This window comes from Kitasatospora sp. NPDC032121 (assembly GCF_055580145.1).
Map to the genome: position 1 here is coordinate 1 of NZ_JBVILX010000023.1, position 20500 is coordinate 20500.

Consider the following 20500-nt stretch of genomic DNA (forward strand, 5'->3'; position numbering starts at 1 on the left):
GGGAGCGGAAGCCTGCGGCTTAAGCAGGGCCTGGCGGCCCTGCGGCGGTGCTGACGCACCGCCAGGTGCGGGGGTGCCGCCTGGCGGCGTCACCGTGGGTGGTTGCCCGAGGCTGCGCCTCGGAGCCCGGCTGCGCCGGGCAGTGGGTGGCGGGGGTATTCGCCTGCGGCGAATTAGTGGGTAGACTGCAGCCCCTGGCGGGGCTTCACGTGACGGGGTGTCGGGCACGGGCCTACGGCCCGTCATGATGGGCGTTGACGATGTGACGCAGACTTCGGTTAGCGGCCCTTCTCCCTATTTGCTGGCAGCTTTTCCCGGGCTGCGCCCGGGGGTTCGCGTTGACGATGTGACGCGAAATTCCGGTAGTAGCCCCATCCCTCCATCGGGCGGGGTGCCGGCCGGGGCCTGCGGCCCTCGGCGTTGACGATGTGCCGCGAACTTCCGGTATCAGTCACAACCCCACCCCCTGGGCCCTCCCTCGGTCCCGGCCGATGGCCGGTCCCGCCTTGCGTTTGCTGGGCTGTCGGCCCATCCACCGCCCTCGGAGCGGGGCCTGCGGCCCTCGGGAGACACCCCGGGGCGCCGGTCCGGGCCCGGGGCTCCACCGCCCCTGTGTCGAGCCCTCACGAGTGGCCCGGACGGCGGCCCCTGACAGGCCCTCAACCGGGAATCTTGACCCGGCCCACGGAGCGATTCCGGCGATACTTCCTGGGGTGTTGTACAGCTCTATCCTAACGGCCCGCTAACGGGCGCAGAATGCGAACACACAACCTCGCGGCAACCGTCCGTCCCGGCCCTATCCGGCGACACTCTCAGCCGGAATACGAATTCCCTTCCACTGCCCTTTCAGGTCGCAATTCAAAAGCCCCATGCGGCGCAGCGACCAGAAATCCCATTCAGGCACGCCAGAAAGGGGCCTACGGCCCTCGCCACCGACACCACGACCGCCAATCCAGGACGCCCGGAAAATCCCCGCACGGCGCCAACAGAGCAATTCCCACAGCAGCACCACCAAACCGAACACCGGGGCCAGGACGGGCGGGGCCTGAACGGCGACCAGGGCGCAGCAGCGCGGGTGGCGGGCAGGGCGCGCCCGGAGGCGGCCGGGACGGCCAGGGACCAGGACGGCCAGGACGGCGGCCAAGACCGGCCAGCAGGGCCTCCAAGGGGGCACGGGCCTGGACGGCGGCCCACCGGGCGCAGCGGGAGGGCCTGGCGGCCTGAACGGCGACCAGGGCGCAGTAGCGTGGCGCGGCACCCGGGCAGCGCGGGCAGCGGGAAGCGCCGAGGCCGGCCAACCGGGCAGCGGGTGCAACACGGCACCGCAACACACCCGCCCGCCCCGCGCCCCGCCACATAACGCCTGGTCAGACCCGCAACACCGCCCGGTGTGCACCCGCCACCAGGCCCCCAAGCACCGGCCGCTGGTAGGTCAGTGCCGGACTCCGGCCTCCGTCCACGCGGCCGTCAGCTGGTGGTAGGCGTCGATGACGGCTTCGCCCCGTTCTTCGCCCAGGACCACGGCTGTGGCCACCACCGCGACCGCCGGCAGGTCGAGCATCAGCACCGCCACCACCTTTTCCAGGTCGGCAGCGACCTGCTCCACCGTGCGGGCCGGCGTGACCAGGTCGGTGCCCAGGAGCTCCAGGAGCCCGCGCACCACGTCCGTGTCCGGCTCACCGGCCACCGTGCGGCGCAGCACCAGCAGCACGTCCCACAGGGCCTCCAGCTTCCAGGCCGCCAACGTGTACAGCACCACCTGACCCGCACGGCCGCCCTCGGGAACGGACCCGGCCAAGGTCTCGACGACCAGGCCCGCCGTCCGGTAGGTGTCGGCGGACAGCAGGTAGCGGCCGTCATCCCGGTACGCGTTCGCCTCCACGGCCGTAGCGAGCATCCCCAGCACCTCATCACCGAGGTAGGCGACATCCCGAATCCAATCCGGGCGGCCAGGAAGCACACAGACACGATCCGGACCCATCCCACGCACACTCTTCACCACCACACCCTCCCAGCACGCCAGGACCGGCCGCAGGAAGTCAGCGGAACACAGCGACCTGCCCGTAGCGGGAACCTCTCCCGGACGGCGGCAAGACCCGGAAACCGAGCCGACGGCGGGCGCAGCAGGCGGGCCGGGCCAGAGCGCAACGGCCGGACGGCAGGCCAGGACAGGGGCACCAGGACGACAGCACGGACTGGACAGCGGACGGACATCGACGACCATCGCCCACGGCCCAGCCCGGCACCACCAAACCGAACACCAACCCCCGCCACCACCCCCACCCCGCAAATCCGATCCGAATTCACACCACCACCCGACAGCCAATCCACCAAAACAACCAGGCGGAATACCGGGCGGAATTCAGCCCCGAATGCAGGCCCACAACACCCCACCGGCCCCCGAGCAGCCCAACCCGACCCCCGACCCACCACGCCACCACACACAGTCACCGACTCACGGGCGACACCAACCCCGCGCACCCCCAGACAGATACAACCAAAGGTCCAGACAACCCCGCCTACGAGGCCAAAACACGCCTCCACCCACCAACAGGTCACACCCCCGGAGGGGCGGAGAGGCGCAGCCCAGCGGGAATGGGTCGCACGTACGATTGCGCGGTGGGCAAGCAGAAGACCTTCGAGTACCCCGACCGTCTGATCGAGGCGCAGCGGGCGCTGGTGGCCGTGCAGGCCGAGCGCCGCGCCTACCTGGCTGCGCTCGGGTCCTGGAGCGGTGACCTGGAGGTGGCCCGGGAGGGTCTCGCCGAGGAGCAACTGGCCGAGTCGGCCCGGCTGGAGGAAGCCGAGCGGCAGGCCGCCCACGAGGTGTGGGCCGACGAGTACTGGTCCACGCTCTCCGGCGAGGACCGCGTCACCGCCCGAAGCCGGCTCCAGCACATCGACGACCCGGCCGAGGACCAGGCGACAGCGTAGAGGCCCCTGGCATGGTGGGGCCGGACGGTGCCGGCGGTCTCGATGGCAGATGGCAGGTAGCCGCAGTCTCCACGGATCAGCGCCTACGTCGAGGCCAGCATGCACGGGGCCGCGTACGCCGCGCAGACGCAGGGCGCGCCCGGGGTCCTGGCACACCACCGAAGGCCAGCGACACCGGTACGGTCACGGACCGCCTGGTACTCGTCGATCAGCGGTGGAGGCAAGTGCAGAACCCCGGCGAGGCGGTTGTGCGATCTACCTCCGGAAGCAGTCGCGGGAGCGGTGGTCAACGGTGTGCCGGAGACTCGCCGCCTCGGAGTGACTTTGCCGCCGGTGACGGGACGGAACCGGTAGCCGTGGACCGTGATCAGTTTTAGGTGGCGCCACGTCGCCACGTTCCTCGCCGCACCCGCCCTGGTGTTCCTGCCGGCCGCGGCGCCCGCCTACGCCCACGCTCCCGTCCCAACCGCCGCCGCGCACCGTGCTCTTCCCGACCCGCCGCCGCTCGACATCATCCGGGCCGAACTGAACGACCTGCCGGTCACGGCGCCGCACAGCATGGCCGGGTACAGCCGGGCCGAGTTCCCCCACTGGAAAATCCAGTACGGCACCTGTGACACCCGCGAGGTCGTCCTTGCCCGGGACGGACAGGACGTCGCCCAGGACGACCAGTGCCGCGCGCTGTCCGGGACGTGGGAGAGCCCGTACGACCACAAGGTGTTCACCGACGCGAAGTCCCTCGACATCGACCACGTCGTCCCGCTGGCGAACGCCTGGCGCAGCGGTGCCGATACCTGGACGAAGGCCACCCGCGAGCAGTTCGCGAACGACACCCGTCGCTCTCAGCTGGTGGCCGTGTCCGCCGCCTCGAATAGGTCGAAGGCAGACAAGGGGCCGGATCAGTGGCGGCCGCCGGCGAGCGACTTTTGGTGCACCTACTCCCGCGCCTGGACGTCCATCAAGCACGACTACGGCCTGAACGTCACCGACACCGAGAAGGCTGCGCTGGTCGAGATGCTCGACACCTGCGCATAGTCCCTCGGTCGCCATGCCGCCCAGCCTCCAGCGGGCCCCGGCACCTGTGAGCGCAGGGACAGGTCGGCCCGTGCCCGATCGGGGGTTCGGGCAGCGGGCCGGCCTGTGTCCCAGCGTGCGGGTGCGCGATGGCGCGGCGCACCCTCGGCTACGCCAGCGCGGCGACAGCCCCTGGCCGCTGGGAGCCGGTGACGGCACCCGGGAGTGCAGGGGCGACGGCACCGTTCTCGTCGGGGAGCCACAACCGGGCGGTCCGCGGACGGTACGCCGCGCCCCGGCCGGACGAGCGGACCTCGACCTGGCGGCCGGTCAGCTGTCCCCAACCGTCGCCGAGCCCGGACCACCGCCGGCCGGTGACCTCCAGGCGCAGCGTGGGGCTGGGCCAGGGGTGGCCGTGGCAGAGCATGACGGCACCGCCACCGGCGGGGACAGCCTGGACGGGCGGCCGAGCCGGGCGGACCGGGGCGCAGTGGCAAGAGACCAAGGGGACGCAGCAGACCGGATCGAGTCGTTTATGCAGGCCGATCCGGTCCGTGAACGATGAGCCGGTTCTGCTCTCCGTCGAAGGTGCTGGCCAGGGCGTCGGCCTCCCTTTGGTGCCCTTCGGAGAGACCCCGCTGGTCGACGTGCACGACAAGGATGTCGTGGCTGTCGATCACCTCGGAGACACCCCGGGTCTCGATCGTGTCCGACCACGCATCCAGGTTCCGGCCGAACCACTTTGGCAGCCCGCAAGGCTCGCTCACCGCGTCCCAGAAGTCGTTCAGTGTCTCGATCTGCCGACCACGAAGGTCAACGACCAGCTCGCTGGCACTCATCCCAGCAGCGTAGCGAGCCAACCACCGGTCAAAGAGACGCAGCCTGGATCAACTGAGGCCAAAGGGCAGCCCAGACCACACACAGGAGAAACCGGGTATCCGCCCACGTCACACCACACGACACCACCCCACACGACAGCCCAACGCGACAGCAGGCGCGACGACCCCACACGGCCTCCCCCAGGGCTCCCGGACGTCCTCCACGGGCAGCCACCAGGGCGGCCTGACGGCCACCCAGCAGCGACAGCGCCTACGCCAGACCCCCGCACACCTACGCAACTGGCACCGGCCACTGTGACCGCTACACCCGACTCCCGTGCAGCAGAGCCCGCCAGCAGAACCGGCCCACCGGCCGCACACGCGGGGCCGGACAACGGCGACGAGGCGCCCCCGGCAAGGACGGCAGGCACCCACGCGCCGGCGGTGTCGAGCTGAGGTGCCTTGGTGTAGCGGGGGCCGCCAGTACGTCTCGCAGATCTTTCAGACCGTCCCCAGCGGCGGGCCCTCTTCCCCGTCGGGACGGTCAGAAGGGCAGGTCGTCGGAGTACCCGTCGCCGAGAGGCCAAGCCGGACCGGTGACATACGGGCCGCGGTCCTCGTCGCCGGGCCGGGTGAGGCCGGTGATGTCGTGGCCCCACGCGGTCAGAGCATCGAGAGCCTGACGGCGCTGCCACCGGATGTCGCAGGTGAGCAGGAGGCGGCGGGCGCGCACGGCCAGGCCCTCACGCTGCCCGGCCAGGTCGGGGTGTTCGGCGAACACCAGGGCGGCACACAGCGCGGAATCCTGCACGCCAACGTCGACATCGTCGAGAAACGGGGCGACAGCCAGGTACAGCACCGGCCTCAGGGCGCGCGCGGCGGCCATCACCGGGGTGAAGCCGTCCACGAAGACGTCGTCGAAGTACCGCTGGCAGCCCGGCGGGCAGGCGTCGTCGAAGTCGTGAGCGACGCCTGCCAGCCACTCCAGCAGCACAATGCACACCCCGTCCGCCGCCCCCGGACACCGGTCCGCACGGCGCGCCAGGACAGCGGCGACGCACAACGCCGCCGGCACGGTCGCCTCGTAGATCGTGTTCTGATGCCGTAGCCCGAGATCACCGAGAACCCGCCTGGCCTCCTCTCCGGTCAGGTCGTCGACGAGCAGCCGCGCCAGCACCCTGGGCACCTCCGCGTTCGGCCCGAACCCGGTGTCCAGGGACAGCCAGTCGGTCCCCCTCACCACCACCCACGGATCCGGCAGAACACCGGGCACGGGCGGACCGGAATACGAATCGGATGTCGTCACCCGTCGCACCCTACGACCCACCACCGACACGGTCCGGGTCGGGCCAACCCGGCACATACAGGGCTCTCATCCAGACTGCGGAAAACCCCAGTGCATCTCACGCAACCCGAAATTTCTCAACCAAAACGCGCAGGTCGAACCACACCGAGACCCAGCCAGCAACACCCCCCGAAAACCGGCCCCCGTCCCGAACGAGACCCCACCACGGCCTAGCCCTTCTCAACCAACCCATGAACCCCCAGCCCGGGAACACCCCGACCCAACGAATCACCGACCCGCCACAACAACCAACAGGTCACACCTGCGGCGGAGGATGAGCTACTTCTCCCCGTGGCTCGCACGCGCGGCCCGGCGCCGGGCATCCGCCGCCTCCGCGCGGGCCTGCTTCGCCAGGCGCGCAGGACAGAACTCCTCCTCCGTCCGGTAGTTCACCGCCTGGCGCAGCCTGCGGCCGGCGGGCCAGGGGGAGCCGCAGGCGTGGCGGCGTACGGCTCTGGGGGACACGTTCAGGAGGGCCGCGAGCAGGCGGACCGCCCGCTGGGTGGTCTCGTCCGGGCTGAACCGGTAGTCCATGCTCAGCGGGCCGTCGGCGTACCGCTCCAGGAGCGCCAGGAGCCGTGTCTGAACGGTGCGCAGCTCTGCCACCGGGCAGTTGCCCCGGCCGTAGGCGCCGTGGGCCTGGCAGGGCGCTGCGGTCTTCTTCGTCGTCATGGCGGCCACCCTGGCCGAGGTCGGCTGTGGACAGCGGTGCCGACGACGGAGCCGCGCGCCCTCAGCCAGAGGTCACCGGCCGGGGCGCGCTGCGGAAGGGCCGGTCAGAACTGGCTGCGGCGCATTCTGGTCACGGCCGTTCCTCCTCAACGCGCACGATCCGGTACAGACCGTCGCCGTAGAGGTGGCCGTCGTGCTTCTTCCTGGTCAGGCGCACCGCGTCCTCCACCGAGGTGGCACAGGCGTGCGTGACGATCACGGAGACCCCGGGGTGCGCCGGGTCCACCCGCCTGGCCGTGAGCTGGTAGTTCCACAGCTTCCGGTCGGGGTCGTCGTACTCGTCAGTCGGGTCGAGGCGCAGGGCGTCGGCGGACATCTTCCGGAGCAGGAGGAGGAGGCGGTCGGCGGTGCCGGGCGGGGTGGGTCGGCGAAGGTCGCCGGTGCGCGGGTCGAGGTCGGCGCGCCACTGGGTGGCGGCCGAGTACAGGCTGTTGACGCGGCCTTCGGGCAGCAGGGCGGTGTTGAGCTTGAGGCGGCGCAGGGCGTCGTAGAGGGGGTCGAGGTCGATGGGGGTCCACAGGACGACGGTGCGCTCGGCAAGAACGTTGGTGAGGTCGGCCAGGGCGGGGGCGGGGTCGATGGCGTGGTCGGGGGCCCCGGGGGTGCGGGGGCCGGTCAGGCGCACGGTGCGGTCGTAGAGGGTGGCGCCGGTGCGGTCGATGGCGGTGAGGCGGGCGGCGGCCGGCGGCCGGGGCGTTCCGGCGGCGGTGGGCTCGCCGGGGGTGTAGTCGATCTGAAGAACGGCCAGGTGCTCGTCGGCCAGGAGGCGGGCGGCGGTCTCGGCGACGTCCTGGGCCGCGGCGCGGATCTCGGCCTGGCGGGTGCGCAGGCGGGTGATGTGGGCGCAGGCGCCGCACAGGGCCCGGCCGTCGGCCGCCGAGGTGCACGGCGTCTCGGGGTGGGCGCCGCAGTCCTCGCAGGTACGGGTGTTGGTGGTGCGGCGCGTACCGGCCGCGAGGAGCTGCGCGGCGGTGGCCGCGGTCGGGACGGACTCGCGCACGTCGTACAGGTCGAATTCGTCCTTCCGTCCGGTGCCGGGGTTGCGGGTCTCGATGGTGGCGCGGACCGGGCCGGCCGACTGGCGCGGCAGGTCCAGCGCGGCGAGCTGGGTCCTGGTGCGCAGGTGGTCGGGTACCTCGCCCCACCAGGTGTAGGACGGGACCGGCTTCACGGATTCCGGCATGTTGGTGCCTCCCCTTCTCGGCTGTGCGGTTCAACGGCGGCCGCCACCAGGTGGTGGCGGCCTGGCGGGCGGTCAGCGCATCCACGGCTCGGTGGTCGGTGTGGGCGGCGCGGCGGGGGTGAGCGGCTGGTCGGCGCGGCGGGTGATCTGGAGGTCGCGCACAGCGCCTCCTCGGCGACGACGGTGTCGGGGCCGTCGAGGAACGGTGCGACGGCCCGGGCATCCACGGCTCGGGGACGGCGTGACATTCTCGCTAACTGATCGTTTCAGAATGTCGTTCTGCGGAGACGCTGGCGGCCCGTGGAACAATCCCTTTAGTCACGGGCTCAGGGGGGTTGGCGCCGTATGGAGCGGGTTGGGGCTGCACGGGAACTCGTGCTTGGTTACGTCCACGCTCTGAACGCGGTTGGCGAGGCCATGAGGGCGGCGATCCCCTCGCTTGAGCGACTCGCAGATGTCCTCGACCTGGTCCGTTCGCGCCGGATCATCAGCCGGAGCGGGCACGTCGGCACGTACGCGTACATGGTCCATGGGGCCGGGTGTCGATTCGTGAGCGACAACGGCACCGAGGTTGATGTGGACTTCGCAGCTGACGGGAGCGAGATCTTCGACCTCTGGCGGCTGCACCAGTACGGGCGGAGCCTTCCGGAACCTCTTGACGTCACGGATGAGGACCTGCAAACAGCGGTGCGGTCGCTGCAACCGCTTCTGGCCGAGGTGCGGCCGGGGTGGTTCCGCGTAGCCAAATGATCGCTTCACTATAGCTAGGCGTGCTGGGACGGTGCTGGGACAGGGCGAGCGCTGGCTGCGGGTGTGGACACGCTCAGGTACGGTGTCAGCGGCGCCTGAGAGCGTACGGATCATGAAACGATCCGACGATCTCCTGGCAGGACTGGACGACATCGACTGGGCGGCCTTGGGACATGCCTACGGGAGCGCCAAGGACGTACCCGGCCAACTCCGGGCGGTGTGCGGGCCCGACGAGGAGGCCCGGGAGAGCGCCTTCCGCAGCCTGTTCAGCAACATCTTCCATCAGGGCAGCCGGTACTCGGCCTCTCCGTACGCCGTGCCGTTCCTCACCCGGATCGCCGTCGCAGGCCCGGCCGGCACCCGAGCCGACGCCCTGCTACTGCTGACCCGTCTGGCCGTCGACTGGCACGACGAGTACGACCTCCCGCTCGGCATCGACACCGCCGCGTGGCGCGCCGCGGCCATCAGCCCCGAAGAGAATCTGCGGTGGTACGACGAGCAGATCGCCGCCGAGACCGACGAGGAACGGCTGAAGAACCTGCGCGAGGGACGGGCGTACTGCGCGGCGGGGCACCCCGTCGGCGCCCGCGAGGGCGCACTGCGTTCCTACGACGCGGTCCGCGCGCAGCTCCCCGCTCTGCTCGAACTGCTTGGCGACCCGGACACGGAGATCCGCACCAAGACCGCGTACCTCCTCGGCTGGTTCCCCGAGGAGGCCGACACCACCCTGCCCCCGTTGCTGGCCTGCCTCGACAGCGAGCGGAACCCGGCATGCGCCGCCACGGTCCTCGTCGCGGTCGGGCTGCTCGCCGACCACGACCCGGACGGCCGGCTCCGACGTCACCTCGACCACGGGCACCCCCTGCTGCGGTGGGCCGCCGCCACCGCCCTGGCCCGACTCCTGGCCGCGCGCCCGACCGCCGCGCCCGGCCTGCCGTCGGCGGAGCGCATCGCAGCAGAGCTGGCCGCCTTCGGCGCCGGACCGGCCCCTGCGCCCGCCACCGCCCACCATTCGGGCGACCTGCACAGCTACACCGTCCGCAGCCTGATGTGCCTGATGGGCGCCGCCGAGGATCCGGACGGGGTCCTTCTGGAGATCGTCCGCGCTCTGCCCCGTATCGAGGAGACCGAAGTCGTGCCCCGCCCGCTGGCGGTCCGCGCCGGGGATCTACTGGAGGCCCTGTTCGAACCCGCGGACACCGCGCCGCTGTTCGCCGGACTCTCCCCCGGGCGCCGAGAACTGCTGAGCGTCCTGGCCGAGCTGCTGACCGCCGCGGACTTCCAGTCCTGGCCGTTCGGCTCCGACCTCCACGAACGGTTCACCCGGTACGGCCTCCCCGGTACCCGCCCCGCCCTACGCGCCTACGTCGGGCTGTCCACCGAAGGCGAGGACCCCAGCGCTCCCCTCCCCGACCCCTGGGAATCATTCCGCAACCACTGATCCCACGCCCTCACCGAGCGCCAGCCGCCGGCACGGGGCGGGGTTCCTCGTCCGGTGCCACGGTCAGCGAGCCCAGTCTGGCCACGAGTTCCTCATCGTTCAGGTGCCCTCCGAACCGCTCCCAGCTTGCGATGAACCGTCCGGGGGTGAGCTCGAGGTCGAAGACTGATGTGAACGTCGCGATCATGCAGAAAGCGATCGCGCCGGCGCGGTCAACCGGATCGCTGATCCGAGCCTCCAGGTCGCCCTTCAGCCAGGTGAGCATCTCCAGCATGGACGCCCCGCCGATCGCCCTTCGGCGAAGCTCCCGCTCGATCTCCTGCTGTCCAGCACCCCGGCTCATACCCCACCCTTCGACGAGGCCAGTCGACACATGACGGCATGGCCCGCTCCACAGTCCCCTGCACCCTGCCACTCTGCCGGCGGCCAGCGAACCTTGTAGTGCAGGTAATGACAGGTTCGAGCCATCCTCTCTAACTGAACTCCTCGTGCGCGGACACCGGATCGGCGTCCACCGCCGAGAGAAACGCGTGGGCGGTGCTCTCCAGGTGAGCGACGTGGCCCAGGAGCGCGGCCCGCGCGCCCCTTTGCGCGGGCGCCGGCTGTCCCAGGCCCGTCCGGCCGGCTGACGCCACGGCGGCAGCGTGGGCGAAGGCTTCGAGGGCGTCAGCGAGGTCGGCGGCGGCGCCCTCGCTGTCGGTGCTGGTGTTCACCAGCTCGCCGGGCCGTTGGGGTCAGTGGGCTGCGGGGTCCGGCGGATCGTGTCGGGGTGGTGGAGGTACCAGCCCCAGTCGTCGAAATCTGGGCCCCAGCGGATCAGGGCGACCCAGGTGGTGGAGCCCTGGTGCAGGCGCCAGTTTTCGATGCGGCACGGCCGCCACCGGCCGCCAAGGCGGATCTCGGCCCAGCGCCAACGCGGCTCGGTGGTCCAGCAGCGGCCCGGGCCGGACATCAGCTCGCGCGGTGCCCGCTCGGCGTCGCCGGGCTGGTGGTCCGGGTGGCCGGGGTGGGAGCGGGAGAACGGGACTGCGCTGGTCACCCCTCCACGATAAATCGAACGAATGTTCCCATTCAAACGCTGGGCGGCCTCGCGGTGGTCGAGGCCCCGCGCCGGGTAGAGGCCCCGATGGGGGAAGCCGGACGATGGCGCCGATCCCGAGAGGCCCGTGATGGCGGCGAGAGCGATCGCACGGATGACGATCACGTTCAGCCTGGTCTCGACCCCGGTGTCCCTGTACTCCGCCACCGGGCAGCACACCGTGCCGCTCCACCTCGTCCACGCCACCGACGGCGGCCGCATCCGCCAGCGCCGCGTCTGCGAGCACGACGGCCAAGACGTCCCGCCGGACCAGGTGGCCCGCGGCTACCAGGCCCCCGACGGGCGCACCGTCGTCCTCACCCCCGACGACCTCGACCAGCTGCCCCTGCCCACCACCCGTGAGATCCGCGTCCTCGGGTTCATGCCGGCCGAGCGCCTCGACCCCACCGCCTACGACAAGCCGTACTACCTCGGCCCGACCACCGCGGCCGCCGTGCGCCCGTACGCGCTGCTGCGCCAGGCTCTCCTGGAGGCCGGCCAGGTTGCCGTCGTACGCACCGCCCTGCGCACCCGCGAGAGCCTCGCGGTGCTGCGGGTGCGCGAGAACACCCTGGTCCTGCACACCCTGCTGTGGCCCGATGAACTCCGATCTCCCGCAGGCATCGCCCCGGACGGCATCAAACTGCAGGAGACGGAGCTCGCGCTGGCCCGGACCCTGATGGACGCCATTTCGCAGGATCTGCACCTGGAGGCCGAGCACGACGACTACGCCCAGGCTCTGGAGGAGGTCGTCGCCGCCAAGTTGCGCGGCATAGAGCCACCGCACCCCGCTGGCGCCCTGCCGCCCGCCGCGGGCACCGCCGTCGACCTTATGGCCGCCCTCGAACGTGCCCTCGCCGATGCCCAGCAACGCCACCCCAAGACCGCCGCCCGCACCGTCAAGAGCACGTCGACGAAGACCGCCGCCCCGCGCAGTTCGACGGGCAAGGCCCTGCCCACCGGCGGTACGAAGTCGACCCCCCCGCCTACGACAAGCCGTACTACCTCGGCCCGACCACCGCGGCTGAGGTGACAGGTAGCCCGCCAAAACGGTGACAACCATCGTGCTTCACCTCGTGGCTTCACTGAGGTCGCCCGACACCTTCAGTGACAACCAGCCCGCTTCGGTACAGGCACCAGGGGATGGGGGGCAAACGTCGTGGCGTCGGACGATGTCGGGCCGGCCCCGGTGGACCGCTGAGGCGGGCGAGCTCCAGCGGCCGGCCGGGGGACGATCCCGCCGCCGCTAGGGCAGCAGGTGTCCGAGCAGCCTCACCAGGAGCATGCCGACTCCCTGTACCACGCCACCGATGAAGCGCCGTCGCAGCCAACGGCGGCGCCCGCGGCTTCGGTGCCACCAGGCCCCGACCTGCTCGGTCCTGTACCAGCGGGGCCGGTTGCCTCTACGATCGCGCACGCGCGACCTCCTTCGTTGATGCGGGGCCCGCACGGAGGGGCGGTCACGGTAGGCGACAGCTGGCAGGCGTAGCCGAACGTGATCGTTCCACTCCACTTGGGCAAGGCGGGACGCTGGGCACCTGATGCGCCGGCCCGGCGCCGGAGAGCCGTGATCCACCATCAGGTGCTCACCGGGTGCGACCCGTCAGAGCGGAGGCCGGGGTGGCCCGCTCTCCAGGACCGGCAACCCCTGGCGGCTGACGCCAAGTCAACGCCTGGCGGTGTCCCCCGCGCCAGGAAGAACCAGAACTTTCCGCTCGCGAGCGACAGGAAGAAACAACGTCGCCAGGGCCCCGCACCAGCGCGGGACCGAACCTCCCGGGGACCCAGCGGCAGACGAGCAGCCGTCAGCCCTGGCGGGCGACCGCGAGCGCGAGGATCTCGGCGCGCACGGCGGCGGCCTCCGTACCCGTCAGCTCCGCGATCTCCTCTGGCCCCATCGCCAGAACGTGGTGCAGCAGCACGAGGTCCTGCTGCCGGGGGCCGAGGTGCGCGAGCGGGCGCAGCGGACGGTCTCCGGCGAGCAGGCACACCCGGTGGCGCAGGGCCTGCCACGCGAAGGCGGCCGGGCTGACGGCCCGGGCCGCCTGCGCCCACTCGTCCGCGAGGTAGCCGCGGGTGGCGCGCAGCGCGAGCTGGGCGTCGTCGTCGGCGAGGAGGAGGTCGGCGTAGCGCTGGTAGTGGCGGTGGTGGAGGTCGTAGAGGGCGCGCGGGCCGACCGGGGCGGCGCTCTCGCGGGCGAGTTCGGCGGGTGTGGCGGGCATGGTCTCCCTCCGGGGTGCGGGCGGGTACGGGGTCCTACGGTTCGGTTCCGGGTCTAGAAGGACTCGGCGGGCAGGGTGGTGATGTGGGTGCGCGGGGCCGGGGGTAGCGGGTGTTCCGGTGTCCATTTCGGGTTCTCGGCGAGCTGGAGGCATTCCCACAGGGGCTTGATGACCTCGGGCGGGCCGTTGAGGACGGTGACGGCGGCGGCGATGTCCGGCCAGGTCGAGCGTTCGGGGTGGTGCAGAGCCTCGGCGGCCTGGGCTGCGGTCAGGGGGTGGGCGGAGCGGTCGGCGATGTGCTGGGGGGTGGGGCGTCCGGCCGCGAGGTGGAGTCCGTGGATCGCGGAGGCGAGCTCGAAGCGGGCCTTCTCGTAGGCCTCCGGCCGGCCCGCGAAGAAGGGCCTGACGGTGGGCTTGCTGTTGGCCTGCTCCCACAGCACGCGCAGTTGCTCCGGGTCGGCGCCGCAGGAGCGGGCGATGGAGGCCACCACGTCCCAGCGCGGCATCCGTTCCCCGGTGGCGGCGCGGGAGATGTAGGAGGCGGACACCCCGGCCTCGCCGGCCACGTCGCGCATGGAGCGGCCCGACAGGCGCAGCAGGTGCGAGAGGGCGCTGGCGAGGCGGCCGGGGGCGTCGAGGGAGCCGGCTACGGCGCGCCGGTTGTGGGGGCCGCGGGGGGCGGAGCCCCGGGGCCGTGCGCTCTTGCGGCCGCGTTCGCAGCGGCGCTCCAGCAGCCGGGCGACCTTCTCCTCCTCCCAGCGGGTGCGCGCGGTCTCGGCGCTCACCCCGAGCTTCGCTGCGACGGCCGACCAGCGGACGCCGCGCTGGCGTGCCTGGAGGACGACGCTGCCTACCAGGGCGTTGTACTCCTTGCCGAGCTCGGCGACGATGGTGAGTTCGGCGTAGTCCCCGAGTTCGGGGTGGTCGGCGGATTTCGCCACGTTCCGGAGCTTGCGCGTGAGGTTCATCAGGCTGGTGGCGATCGGCACCACCATGGGGTCCACCGCCGCCGCCCGGACTTCCTTCGTCCCGTCCTTCGCGCGGTTGAAGGCGGCCCGGCACTTGTCCTCGCAGAAGCGGCGCGTACGCCCCCTGGGGCTCGGCGTATAGGTCGAACCGCAGTTTTCGCAGACTTCGCGCGGCTCTGTCGGATGGGTCATGTCCAGTTCCTCGAAGCGTTCGGGATGGCGCAAACGGGTGACCTGTTCGGGGGTATTCCGTTCGCGGGCGCCCGGTATTCCAGTGCGGCCCGTACGAATTGCATTTCGCTCACCCGTCGCTGCGAGCGGCGTCCGGCGCCGCCAGGGCTGGCCTGGTGGTGCCGAACGGCAGCGGGGCGTCAGGCGCGACGGCGCAGGTAGCTGACGCGGGAGGCGTTGGCGACGCGGCCTGCGGCGTAGAGCAGGACCGACATCCCCAGCCCGGGGGCGGTCCCCGCGAACAGGGCAGTGATCGCCCCCGGAACGGCCACGAGAAGGCCGCCGCGCAGGTGTACCCACATGGCAACAGCGGGCGGGGTTTCCCCGCCCGTCAGCGGAGGCATGTTAGCTTCGAGATCACGGCCGGGCCGCCGGAAGGCGACCAGGTAGCGAATCGGGTCAGGACTCACGAGAGCTCCTTGATCAGTGAGTGATGTTGTCGCGTAGAGCCCCGGCACAACGGTTTCTCAGGCCGCCGGGGCTCTCCGCATTCGCGAGATTACAACGCGATCACCCCACCGCGTTAACGGCTGATCTTCTTAGTTGCCACCCGACGGAAAATCATTCGAACAAAGCGATCAGAAGCGAAAGAATTGCGTCAAACAAAGGCGTAAACAGCTCCGGATCGTGGCTCGTTCGTTCCATATCGCCCGGCAACGTCCGCCCGCAAGGTCAACGAAACGCAATCTTCGGTGCTCAGCGGGCGGCCCCCGGGCGGAACGGCCTCGCACACCCCGGGCCGCCCTGCTGCCAGCACCCGTCGCCCCCTGTCCCACGACGCGCCCCCGTTGCCAACACCACCTCCAGGTGGCAAGACAACCGACCAACATCGGTCAAACCCTCGCACCGCCACGGACGGCGGCCCGGCGCGTTGCAGCACCGCCCAAGGTCAGGAGCGACGCCACCAGGGGCAACCAGTGTTCCTCGCCCTGGCGGCCGCGACGGCCGCGGCTTCGGCCTCGGCGGCAAGCTGGGCCCGTTTCCGGTCGGACTCCTCCGCCTGGCAGGCCGTGCACACCCGCTCGCCCCAACGGGCCCGGTCCCGCTCCGTGTCGGTGAGCTTCACCTCGCAGCGGGTGCAGGCCGGCCTGCTCACGGGCGCGGCAGGCGGCGGCCTCGGCCTGGCCCTCGACGTCGAGGAGCCGAGCGCGACGCCCTTGCCCGGGCCGCCGTCACGGGGCGGCAAGCCGCCGACTGGATCCGCGTCCTCGCCGCCCGGCAGCAGCACGCCGATAACCGGCAGGTCCTGGAGCGGTACGCCGACGCCGTCGAGCAGGTGCTGCGCCGCGAGATCATCCCCGGCAGCGAGGGCGAGCCGACCGAGGAACTGCGCTACGCCCTGGACGCCTACGTGCTGTGCGGCAGCACCCTGGCCGAGCACCACCCGGAGCTGACCGCCGCCGAGCGCATCGCGCTGCTCGCGGTCGGCTTCACCGCCGTGTCCGCTCCACGGGTCGTCCTCAACGACATCGCCGGCGACCTGGCGCTGCTGTGCGAGGCCATCGACCAGGCCCTCGCCCTCGCCGCCGCGGCGCGGCCGGCTGCGTCCGAGGCCCGGCCGTGAGCCAGACGGAGAACGCGGCGCCGACGGCGGCACCGGACGAGCTGGCCCGCAAGTACGCCGTCGACCGACTCGTCCGTTGTCTGCGGGAGAAGCGGCCCGCGCCGGGTGAGGACGCCGGGTGGTGGCAGCGGTGCCGGCACGAGCGGTCCCGCAGGCGGCTGAACCGGGCCACCGATCGCGCGTTCGTGTTCGAGGGCGCGGCGGACGAGGCGTTCCTGCGCTACCTGAAGATCGAGCTGGCGATGCACGTGCTGACCGGCCTCACCTCCGACGAGGTCACCATGTGGCGGCGCACCGAGGGGATCGTGGCGGCCCGCACCCTGGTGGAGCTGCGGGACTTCGTCCGGCAATCCACCGGCCGCCCAGACTGGGACTTCACCACCGCCCGACAGCACCCGGCACCGACGGGCAGCGGTGCCTGAACCGGCCCGGGACGTGGTCGGGGCCACGCCGGAGCCGGGAGAACAGTCCGATGACCGGTCAGCTCCGCTGCGGCCTCACCTCCCCCGGCCCACCTCCGGCCAGCGCGCCGCCGCCCAGCTCCTCCGGCTCGACCAGGCGCTGCTCCCACTCCCGGTCATCGCGGCCAGGCCCGGCTGGGCCGGGGCGGGCCGATCCGGCTACGCAGGGTGTATCTCCTCGCGTACGCGCGCCTCGGGCCCCGGGAACGGCACGCGGCGCGGGCCGGTGAGCGCGCAGCGTCACCGGGGCGGCGGGGCTCGGCACGGGACGACCGGCGGCCGTCGTCCTGCCTGGAAGCGGTGATCCGGCCCCGCGCGCCCGGCCCGACGTGCCATCCTCGGAGCGACTACCGAACGGAGTACATCGATGACCTGGCGCTACCGCTACCTGTGCGGCGTCTGCCGGACCGTCAGTAAGCACCGCCACGAGTTCCAGGCGCTCGACGAGCAGCGCGCCCACATCGCGGCCGTCCACCACGGCCGCACGCCCGAGGGCGACGAGGTCCGGGCGCTCACCGCCGAGGAGATCGGCCCCGACGACAGGGGCGGGCGGGCGGGGTACCCGATGGGGTACCCCGCCCCCCTGCCCCACCCGAAGCCCCCCGGCCAGACCGGTTTCGCGGCCAGCCTCTTCGTGGTGCTGGTCCTCATCGGGTGGGGCCTCTACAGCCTGCTGCCCCGCTGAGGGCCGGCCCCGGCAGACCGGGCCGCCGCCGCGGGCGCGGCGAGCATGACCAGGGCGGCGACGACGGGCCGTCGTCCGGGCCCGCCCTGATGAACCGACACCAGCGAGCAGCAGGGGCTACCGCGTCGAGAGCCGGGGCGACTGGTCCCGGTGGACCTGCGTGCGGGAGGGGTGCGCCGCTACCGATACCGCCCGCGGCGACCCGCACGACGACGTCGCCGCCTGGGCCGGCGCCGCCCACCAGCGGCAGCACCACCGCGCCGACGTCGTGCGCGACGCCGCCCGGGCGCTGGACGACGCCGCCGTCCTGCGCAGCAGCGGCGCGCTGCTGACCGACGTCAACGCGCGCGGCCCGCGGGGCCGGGCCTGCGTGGCCCCGGGGGCCGCCGCCGACGCCCTCGGCACCTGGGCCGCCCAGTTGCTCACGCGCCTGCCCGACACCGGCGACCAAGACGAGCGGATCGCCCGGCAGATCGCCGAGACCGTAGCCCGCCGCCAGGTCTGCGCGCACGACGCACGGCCCGGCCGGCCCGTCCTGCCCGCGCCGCCGGCTGACACCGCGCCGGACGCTGCGGGTCGTCAGGTCGACCTCGATCGCCGTACTCGGCGATGAAGAATCCGGCGCTCAGCTCATCCGGCGGGCCCAGGCTCCGACCTGGCCGGATGGGCCGAGTACGGCTACTGCGCCAGCCACTCGCGGTTCTTCTGGGGCCTGCGGTTGCACCTGACGTGCACCCTGCACGGCCTGCCCGTCGCCTTCGCGCTGACAGGCGCCAAGGCCGACGAGCGCACCACCCTGCTGGACATCCTGGACACCGAGACCGCCCTCGTGGCCGCCCGGCGCGGCCAGACCCTGATCGGAGACAAGAACTACTTCGGCGCCGCGTTCGAGCGCGAGCTCGCCGAGATGGAGATCCGGCTCCTGCGGCCTGCCCGCAAGGGCGAGGCCACGCGAACCGGATCGCAGCTGTTCAAGCCGTTGCGGCAGATCATCGAGTCGGTCAACGACACCTTCAAGGGCCAGCTCGACCTCGAACGACACCAGGGCCGCACGCCCGGCGGCGTCATGGTCCGCGTCCTCCAGCGGATCCTCGCGCTGACCGCCGCGATCTGGCACAACGACCAGACCGGTCAGCCCATCATGCGCTCCCTTACCGCGTACGACCACTGAACCCCTTGGCGTCAGTCATCTAGCCTTCGGCTGTTGGGGAAGCCGGCTGCGGGATCGCCCGATCCGGAGCGGTCACAGGTTGTGGAGGTAGGCGAGCTGGACGGTGCGGGCGGCCTGCTCGGGGGTGTCGTGGAGCATCGCCTCGTGCGTCGCCGGGTCGCCGATGAAGTAGTTCCCGTACACCGCCACCCACCGGTCGCCGAGGCCGGGCAGGCCGCGTTCGGTCCAGCCGACCTGGTGGCCCTCGCCCAGCACCAGGTAGACGTCCGGGTTGACGGTCCATCCGGCCAGCGTCCACCAGTCGCCGAACAGCCGGGGGTCCAGGACGACGGCGACGTCGGTGGTGGGCAGGCGGCGCAGCATCGGGTCGGCCGGGACGGTGACCTCGGCCATGGGCGGCTCCGGGAGCTCGGGCGCTGCCGGGACAGGGCCGGTCGCATCCTGCTGGGCCAGGCGCCGGTCGACGAGGTCGCGTAGCTGGGTCCCCGTCGTCCCGTCGACCGTGGCGTTCCCTTCAAGCGCGGCAGGGGGCGCTTCCTCTTCGCCGCGCTGAACTGAGGGCTGCGACGGTACGGTCTGCGGTCGGAGGGCATCGGCGGTCTTGGTTTCGTTGCCGTCACGGAACCCGGCCGACTGCGACGTACCGGGATGCGCGGGGGTTTCGTTTCCGCCACGGAACAGCCCGTCGGCGCCCTCGGCCCGCACAGCCGCCTGGTCGGCCTCGGGGCCGTCGCGGTCCGGGGTTTCGTTGCAGGACGCCCGTTCGAGGGCCGCCTGTTCCAGCAAGTGAGCAGTAGCGGCGCTCAGCGCCCGGAGTGCGAGGTCGGCTGCTTCGGCGGCTCCGTCATCGAGGGCGCCGGTCAGGACGCCGGTGGCGTCCTGGACGGCTGCGGAGAGTTCCAGCAGCCGGCCGCGGCGCTCCGATGCCGTCGGCTTCGGCATCTCCTCCGGAGGTGTCGCCGCCTCGGCCCTGCGTCGGCGGTGGGCAGCCGAGCGGCACGTCGCTCCGCAATACCGGGCCGGCCGACCCGTCCCGGCGACCTGGAGCGCGCGCCCGCACTCCAGACACACCGGGGCACATACGGGCAGGTCAACAAGCATCGGCTGGTCCACAGTCACTCGCACACCCTAGGTGTTTCGTTGCATGGCAACGAAACACCTAGGGTGCGGCCCGCGGCCCCCCATGCGCGTGCGAGTCGACGGGGAACCACGACCCTCCGGGTTCCGTTGCCGCCACGAAACCCGACGCTGACGGACGTCCCGTCAAGACGAGGGGTTGCGTTGCGGCAACGAAACAGCCACCCGGCTACGGCTCCGCGTGCAGGTTGTCCCGCTGCGCATTCGCAACACGCCGCGGTGCGGCACGGCTCCGGTGCAGCGGGGCCGGGTGCGGCAGGGGTGTCCCTTCCCGACCAGGCCGACCCCGGAGGCGGCCTCGGACAGCCTGGGGTCCTCGACGAGCGCACCGCGCTGATCGGCGCCCGGCTCACCGCGGCGCGGGCCGCGCTGTGGGTGCGCGACCTCGCCCGGCGCCAGGAGAACGCCGGACACCGTGCCGCGCTCGAGGACTTCGCCGCCGCGCTCACCGCCTTCGGCACCGGACCCGACCCCGCCGACCGTGAGCCGGGCGGCATCGGCGAGGACGTCCGCCACCGTCTCACCGCCTATGTGCTGCTCGGTCCGACCGGCCTGGCCGACGGGCCGGACCTGGACCCGGCCGAGGCGGTGGCGCTGGCCACCCTCGCCGCCGTCGCCACCGCCTTCCCGGTCGCGGTGGTCACCGGCACCGACGCCCTGCCGCGGCTGTGCCGCCTCATGAACACCACCATCGACGACGTCCGGGCCATCCACACCGCCGACGCCACCGGATGAACCGCACCTGCCCGGCATGGCCTCGCCGGGC

Annotated in this window: 23 protein-coding genes and 1 pseudogene; 11 read left to right on the forward strand and 13 right to left on the reverse strand. The window is 72.0% G+C overall.

Translation table 11 applies throughout. The features are described from left to right. Positions 1-1432: 1432 nt before the first annotated feature. Entirely contained in the window at positions 1433-1897 is a 465-nt protein-coding gene (locus ACZ5OX_RS34690; protein WP_465635699.1) for a hypothetical protein, read from the reverse strand. 722 nt (positions 1898-2619) lie between these two features. Here ACZ5OX_RS34690 and ACZ5OX_RS34695 point away from each other — a divergent pair. Next, the gene (locus ACZ5OX_RS34695; RefSeq protein WP_465635701.1) at positions 2620-2934 is read left to right on the forward strand and encodes a hypothetical protein; all 315 of its coding nucleotides are present in this window, start codon (positions 2620-2622) and stop codon (positions 2932-2934) included. 363 nt (positions 2935-3297) lie between these two features. After that, positions 3298-3969 (forward strand): HNH endonuclease family protein, encoded by a 672-nt coding sequence (locus ACZ5OX_RS34700; protein WP_465635702.1) that lies wholly within the window; start codon positions 3298-3300, stop codon positions 3967-3969. Positions 3970-4117: 148 nt separating this feature from the next. Here the strand turns inward: ACZ5OX_RS34700 and ACZ5OX_RS34705 are convergent, their stop codons facing one another. The 5 genes from ACZ5OX_RS34705 to ACZ5OX_RS34725 all read right to left on the reverse strand — a co-directional run bounded on the left by ACZ5OX_RS34705 (position 4118) and on the right by ACZ5OX_RS34725 (position 8026). Continuing rightward, complete coding sequence (locus tag ACZ5OX_RS34705) at positions 4118-4375, reverse strand: hypothetical protein (protein ID WP_465635704.1); 258 nt, start codon at positions 4373-4375, stop codon at positions 4118-4120. Between the two features lie 106 nt (positions 4376-4481). After that, the gene (locus ACZ5OX_RS34710; protein WP_465635705.1) at positions 4482-4787 is read right to left on the reverse strand and encodes a barstar family protein; all 306 of its coding nucleotides are present in this window, start codon (positions 4785-4787) and stop codon (positions 4482-4484) included. A gap of 523 nt (positions 4788-5310) precedes the next feature. Beyond that, positions 5311-6072, reverse strand: coding sequence for a hypothetical protein (locus ACZ5OX_RS34715; RefSeq protein ID WP_465635707.1), 762 nt, complete (start codon positions 6070-6072; stop codon positions 5311-5313). Positions 6073-6390: 318 nt separating this feature from the next. Then, a complete protein-coding gene (locus tag ACZ5OX_RS34720) occupies positions 6391-6783 on the reverse strand; it encodes a hypothetical protein (protein WP_465635708.1) in 393 nt (130 codons plus the stop codon). Between the two features lie 130 nt (positions 6784-6913). Next, positions 6914-8026, reverse strand: coding sequence for a hypothetical protein (locus ACZ5OX_RS34725; protein WP_465635709.1), 1113 nt, complete (start codon positions 8024-8026; stop codon positions 6914-6916). Positions 8027-8371: 345 nt separating this feature from the next. On the opposite strand from ACZ5OX_RS34725, the gene ACZ5OX_RS34730 reads away from it, so the two are divergent. Next, positions 8372-8776 carry a DUF6896 domain-containing protein gene (locus ACZ5OX_RS34730; RefSeq protein ID WP_465635710.1) on the forward strand — a complete coding sequence of 135 codons (405 nt, stop codon included), beginning with the start codon at positions 8372-8374 and terminating at the stop codon, positions 8774-8776. A gap of 112 nt (positions 8777-8888) precedes the next feature. Continuing rightward, complete coding sequence (locus ACZ5OX_RS34735; protein WP_465635711.1) at positions 8889-10217, forward strand: hypothetical protein; 1329 nt, start codon at positions 8889-8891, stop codon at positions 10215-10217. 10 nt (positions 10218-10227) lie between these two features. Here the strand turns inward: ACZ5OX_RS34735 and ACZ5OX_RS34740 are convergent, their stop codons facing one another. The 3 genes from ACZ5OX_RS34740 to ACZ5OX_RS34750 form a co-directional block, all read right to left on the reverse strand. Further along, complete coding sequence (locus ACZ5OX_RS34740) at positions 10228-10491, reverse strand: hypothetical protein (RefSeq protein WP_465635713.1); 264 nt, start codon at positions 10489-10491, stop codon at positions 10228-10230. A gap of 199 nt (positions 10492-10690) precedes the next feature. Next, positions 10691-10930 (reverse strand): hypothetical protein, encoded by a 240-nt coding sequence (locus ACZ5OX_RS34745; protein WP_465635714.1) that lies wholly within the window; start codon positions 10928-10930, stop codon positions 10691-10693. After that, on the reverse strand, positions 10927-11256 hold the full coding sequence (locus ACZ5OX_RS34750) for a hypothetical protein (protein ID WP_465635716.1): 330 nt from the start codon (positions 11254-11256) through the stop codon (positions 10927-10929). Before ACZ5OX_RS34750 ends, ACZ5OX_RS34745 begins: the two co-directional genes overlap by 4 nt. Positions 11257-11386: 130 nt before the next feature. Between ACZ5OX_RS34750 and ku the strand changes: the two genes are divergently transcribed. After that, positions 11387-12328: a non-homologous end joining protein Ku gene (gene ku / locus ACZ5OX_RS34755; protein WP_465635717.1), complete on the forward strand. Its 942-nt coding sequence runs from the start codon at positions 11387-11389 to the stop codon at positions 12326-12328. A 772-nt stretch (positions 12329-13100) separates the two neighbouring features. On the opposite strand, the gene ACZ5OX_RS34760 is transcribed toward ku, so the two are convergent. The 3 genes from ACZ5OX_RS34760 to ACZ5OX_RS34770 form a co-directional block, all read right to left on the reverse strand. Continuing rightward, positions 13101-13517: a sigma factor-like helix-turn-helix DNA-binding protein gene (locus ACZ5OX_RS34760; RefSeq protein ID WP_465635719.1), complete on the reverse strand. Its 417-nt coding sequence runs from the start codon at positions 13515-13517 to the stop codon at positions 13101-13103. 53 nt (positions 13518-13570) lie between these two features. Beyond that, a complete protein-coding gene (locus tag ACZ5OX_RS34765; protein ID WP_465635720.1) occupies positions 13571-14677 on the reverse strand; it encodes a helix-turn-helix domain-containing protein in 1107 nt (368 codons plus the stop codon). 179 nt (positions 14678-14856) lie between these two features. Beyond that, entirely contained in the window at positions 14857-15018 is a 162-nt protein-coding gene (locus ACZ5OX_RS34770; protein WP_465635722.1) for a hypothetical protein, read from the reverse strand. 974 nt (positions 15019-15992) lie between these two features. Between ACZ5OX_RS34770 and ACZ5OX_RS34775 the strand changes: the two genes are divergently transcribed. The 5 genes and pseudogenes from ACZ5OX_RS34775 to ACZ5OX_RS34795 form a co-directional block, all read left to right on the forward strand. Next, positions 15993-16280 (forward strand): hypothetical protein, encoded by a 288-nt coding sequence (locus ACZ5OX_RS34775; RefSeq protein ID WP_465635723.1) that lies wholly within the window; start codon positions 15993-15995, stop codon positions 16278-16280. Next, complete coding sequence (locus ACZ5OX_RS34780) at positions 16277-16702, forward strand: hypothetical protein (RefSeq protein ID WP_465635725.1); 426 nt, start codon at positions 16277-16279, stop codon at positions 16700-16702. Before ACZ5OX_RS34775 ends, ACZ5OX_RS34780 begins: the two co-directional genes overlap by 4 nt. Before the next feature lie 406 nt (positions 16703-17108). Next, on the forward strand, positions 17109-17426 hold the full coding sequence (locus ACZ5OX_RS34785; RefSeq protein ID WP_465635727.1) for a hypothetical protein: 318 nt from the start codon (positions 17109-17111) through the stop codon (positions 17424-17426). 160 nt (positions 17427-17586) lie between these two features. Next, on the forward strand, positions 17587-18039 hold the full coding sequence (locus ACZ5OX_RS34790) for a hypothetical protein (protein ID WP_465635729.1): 453 nt from the start codon (positions 17587-17589) through the stop codon (positions 18037-18039). Positions 18040-18075: 36 nt separating this feature from the next. Continuing rightward, positions 18076-18597, forward strand: a pseudogene (locus ACZ5OX_RS34795) (transposase); the annotation flags it as partial. Positions 18598-18669: 72 nt separating this feature from the next. Here the strand turns inward: ACZ5OX_RS34795 and ACZ5OX_RS34800 are convergent. Beyond that, positions 18670-19539 (reverse strand): hypothetical protein, encoded by an 870-nt coding sequence (locus tag ACZ5OX_RS34800; RefSeq protein WP_465635731.1) that lies wholly within the window; start codon positions 19537-19539, stop codon positions 18670-18672. 456 nt (positions 19540-19995) lie between these two features. Between ACZ5OX_RS34800 and ACZ5OX_RS34805 the strand changes: the two genes are divergently transcribed. Next, on the forward strand, positions 19996-20469 hold the full coding sequence (locus tag ACZ5OX_RS34805) for a hypothetical protein (protein WP_465635733.1): 474 nt from the start codon (positions 19996-19998) through the stop codon (positions 20467-20469). Positions 20470-20500: the final 31 nt, after the last annotated feature.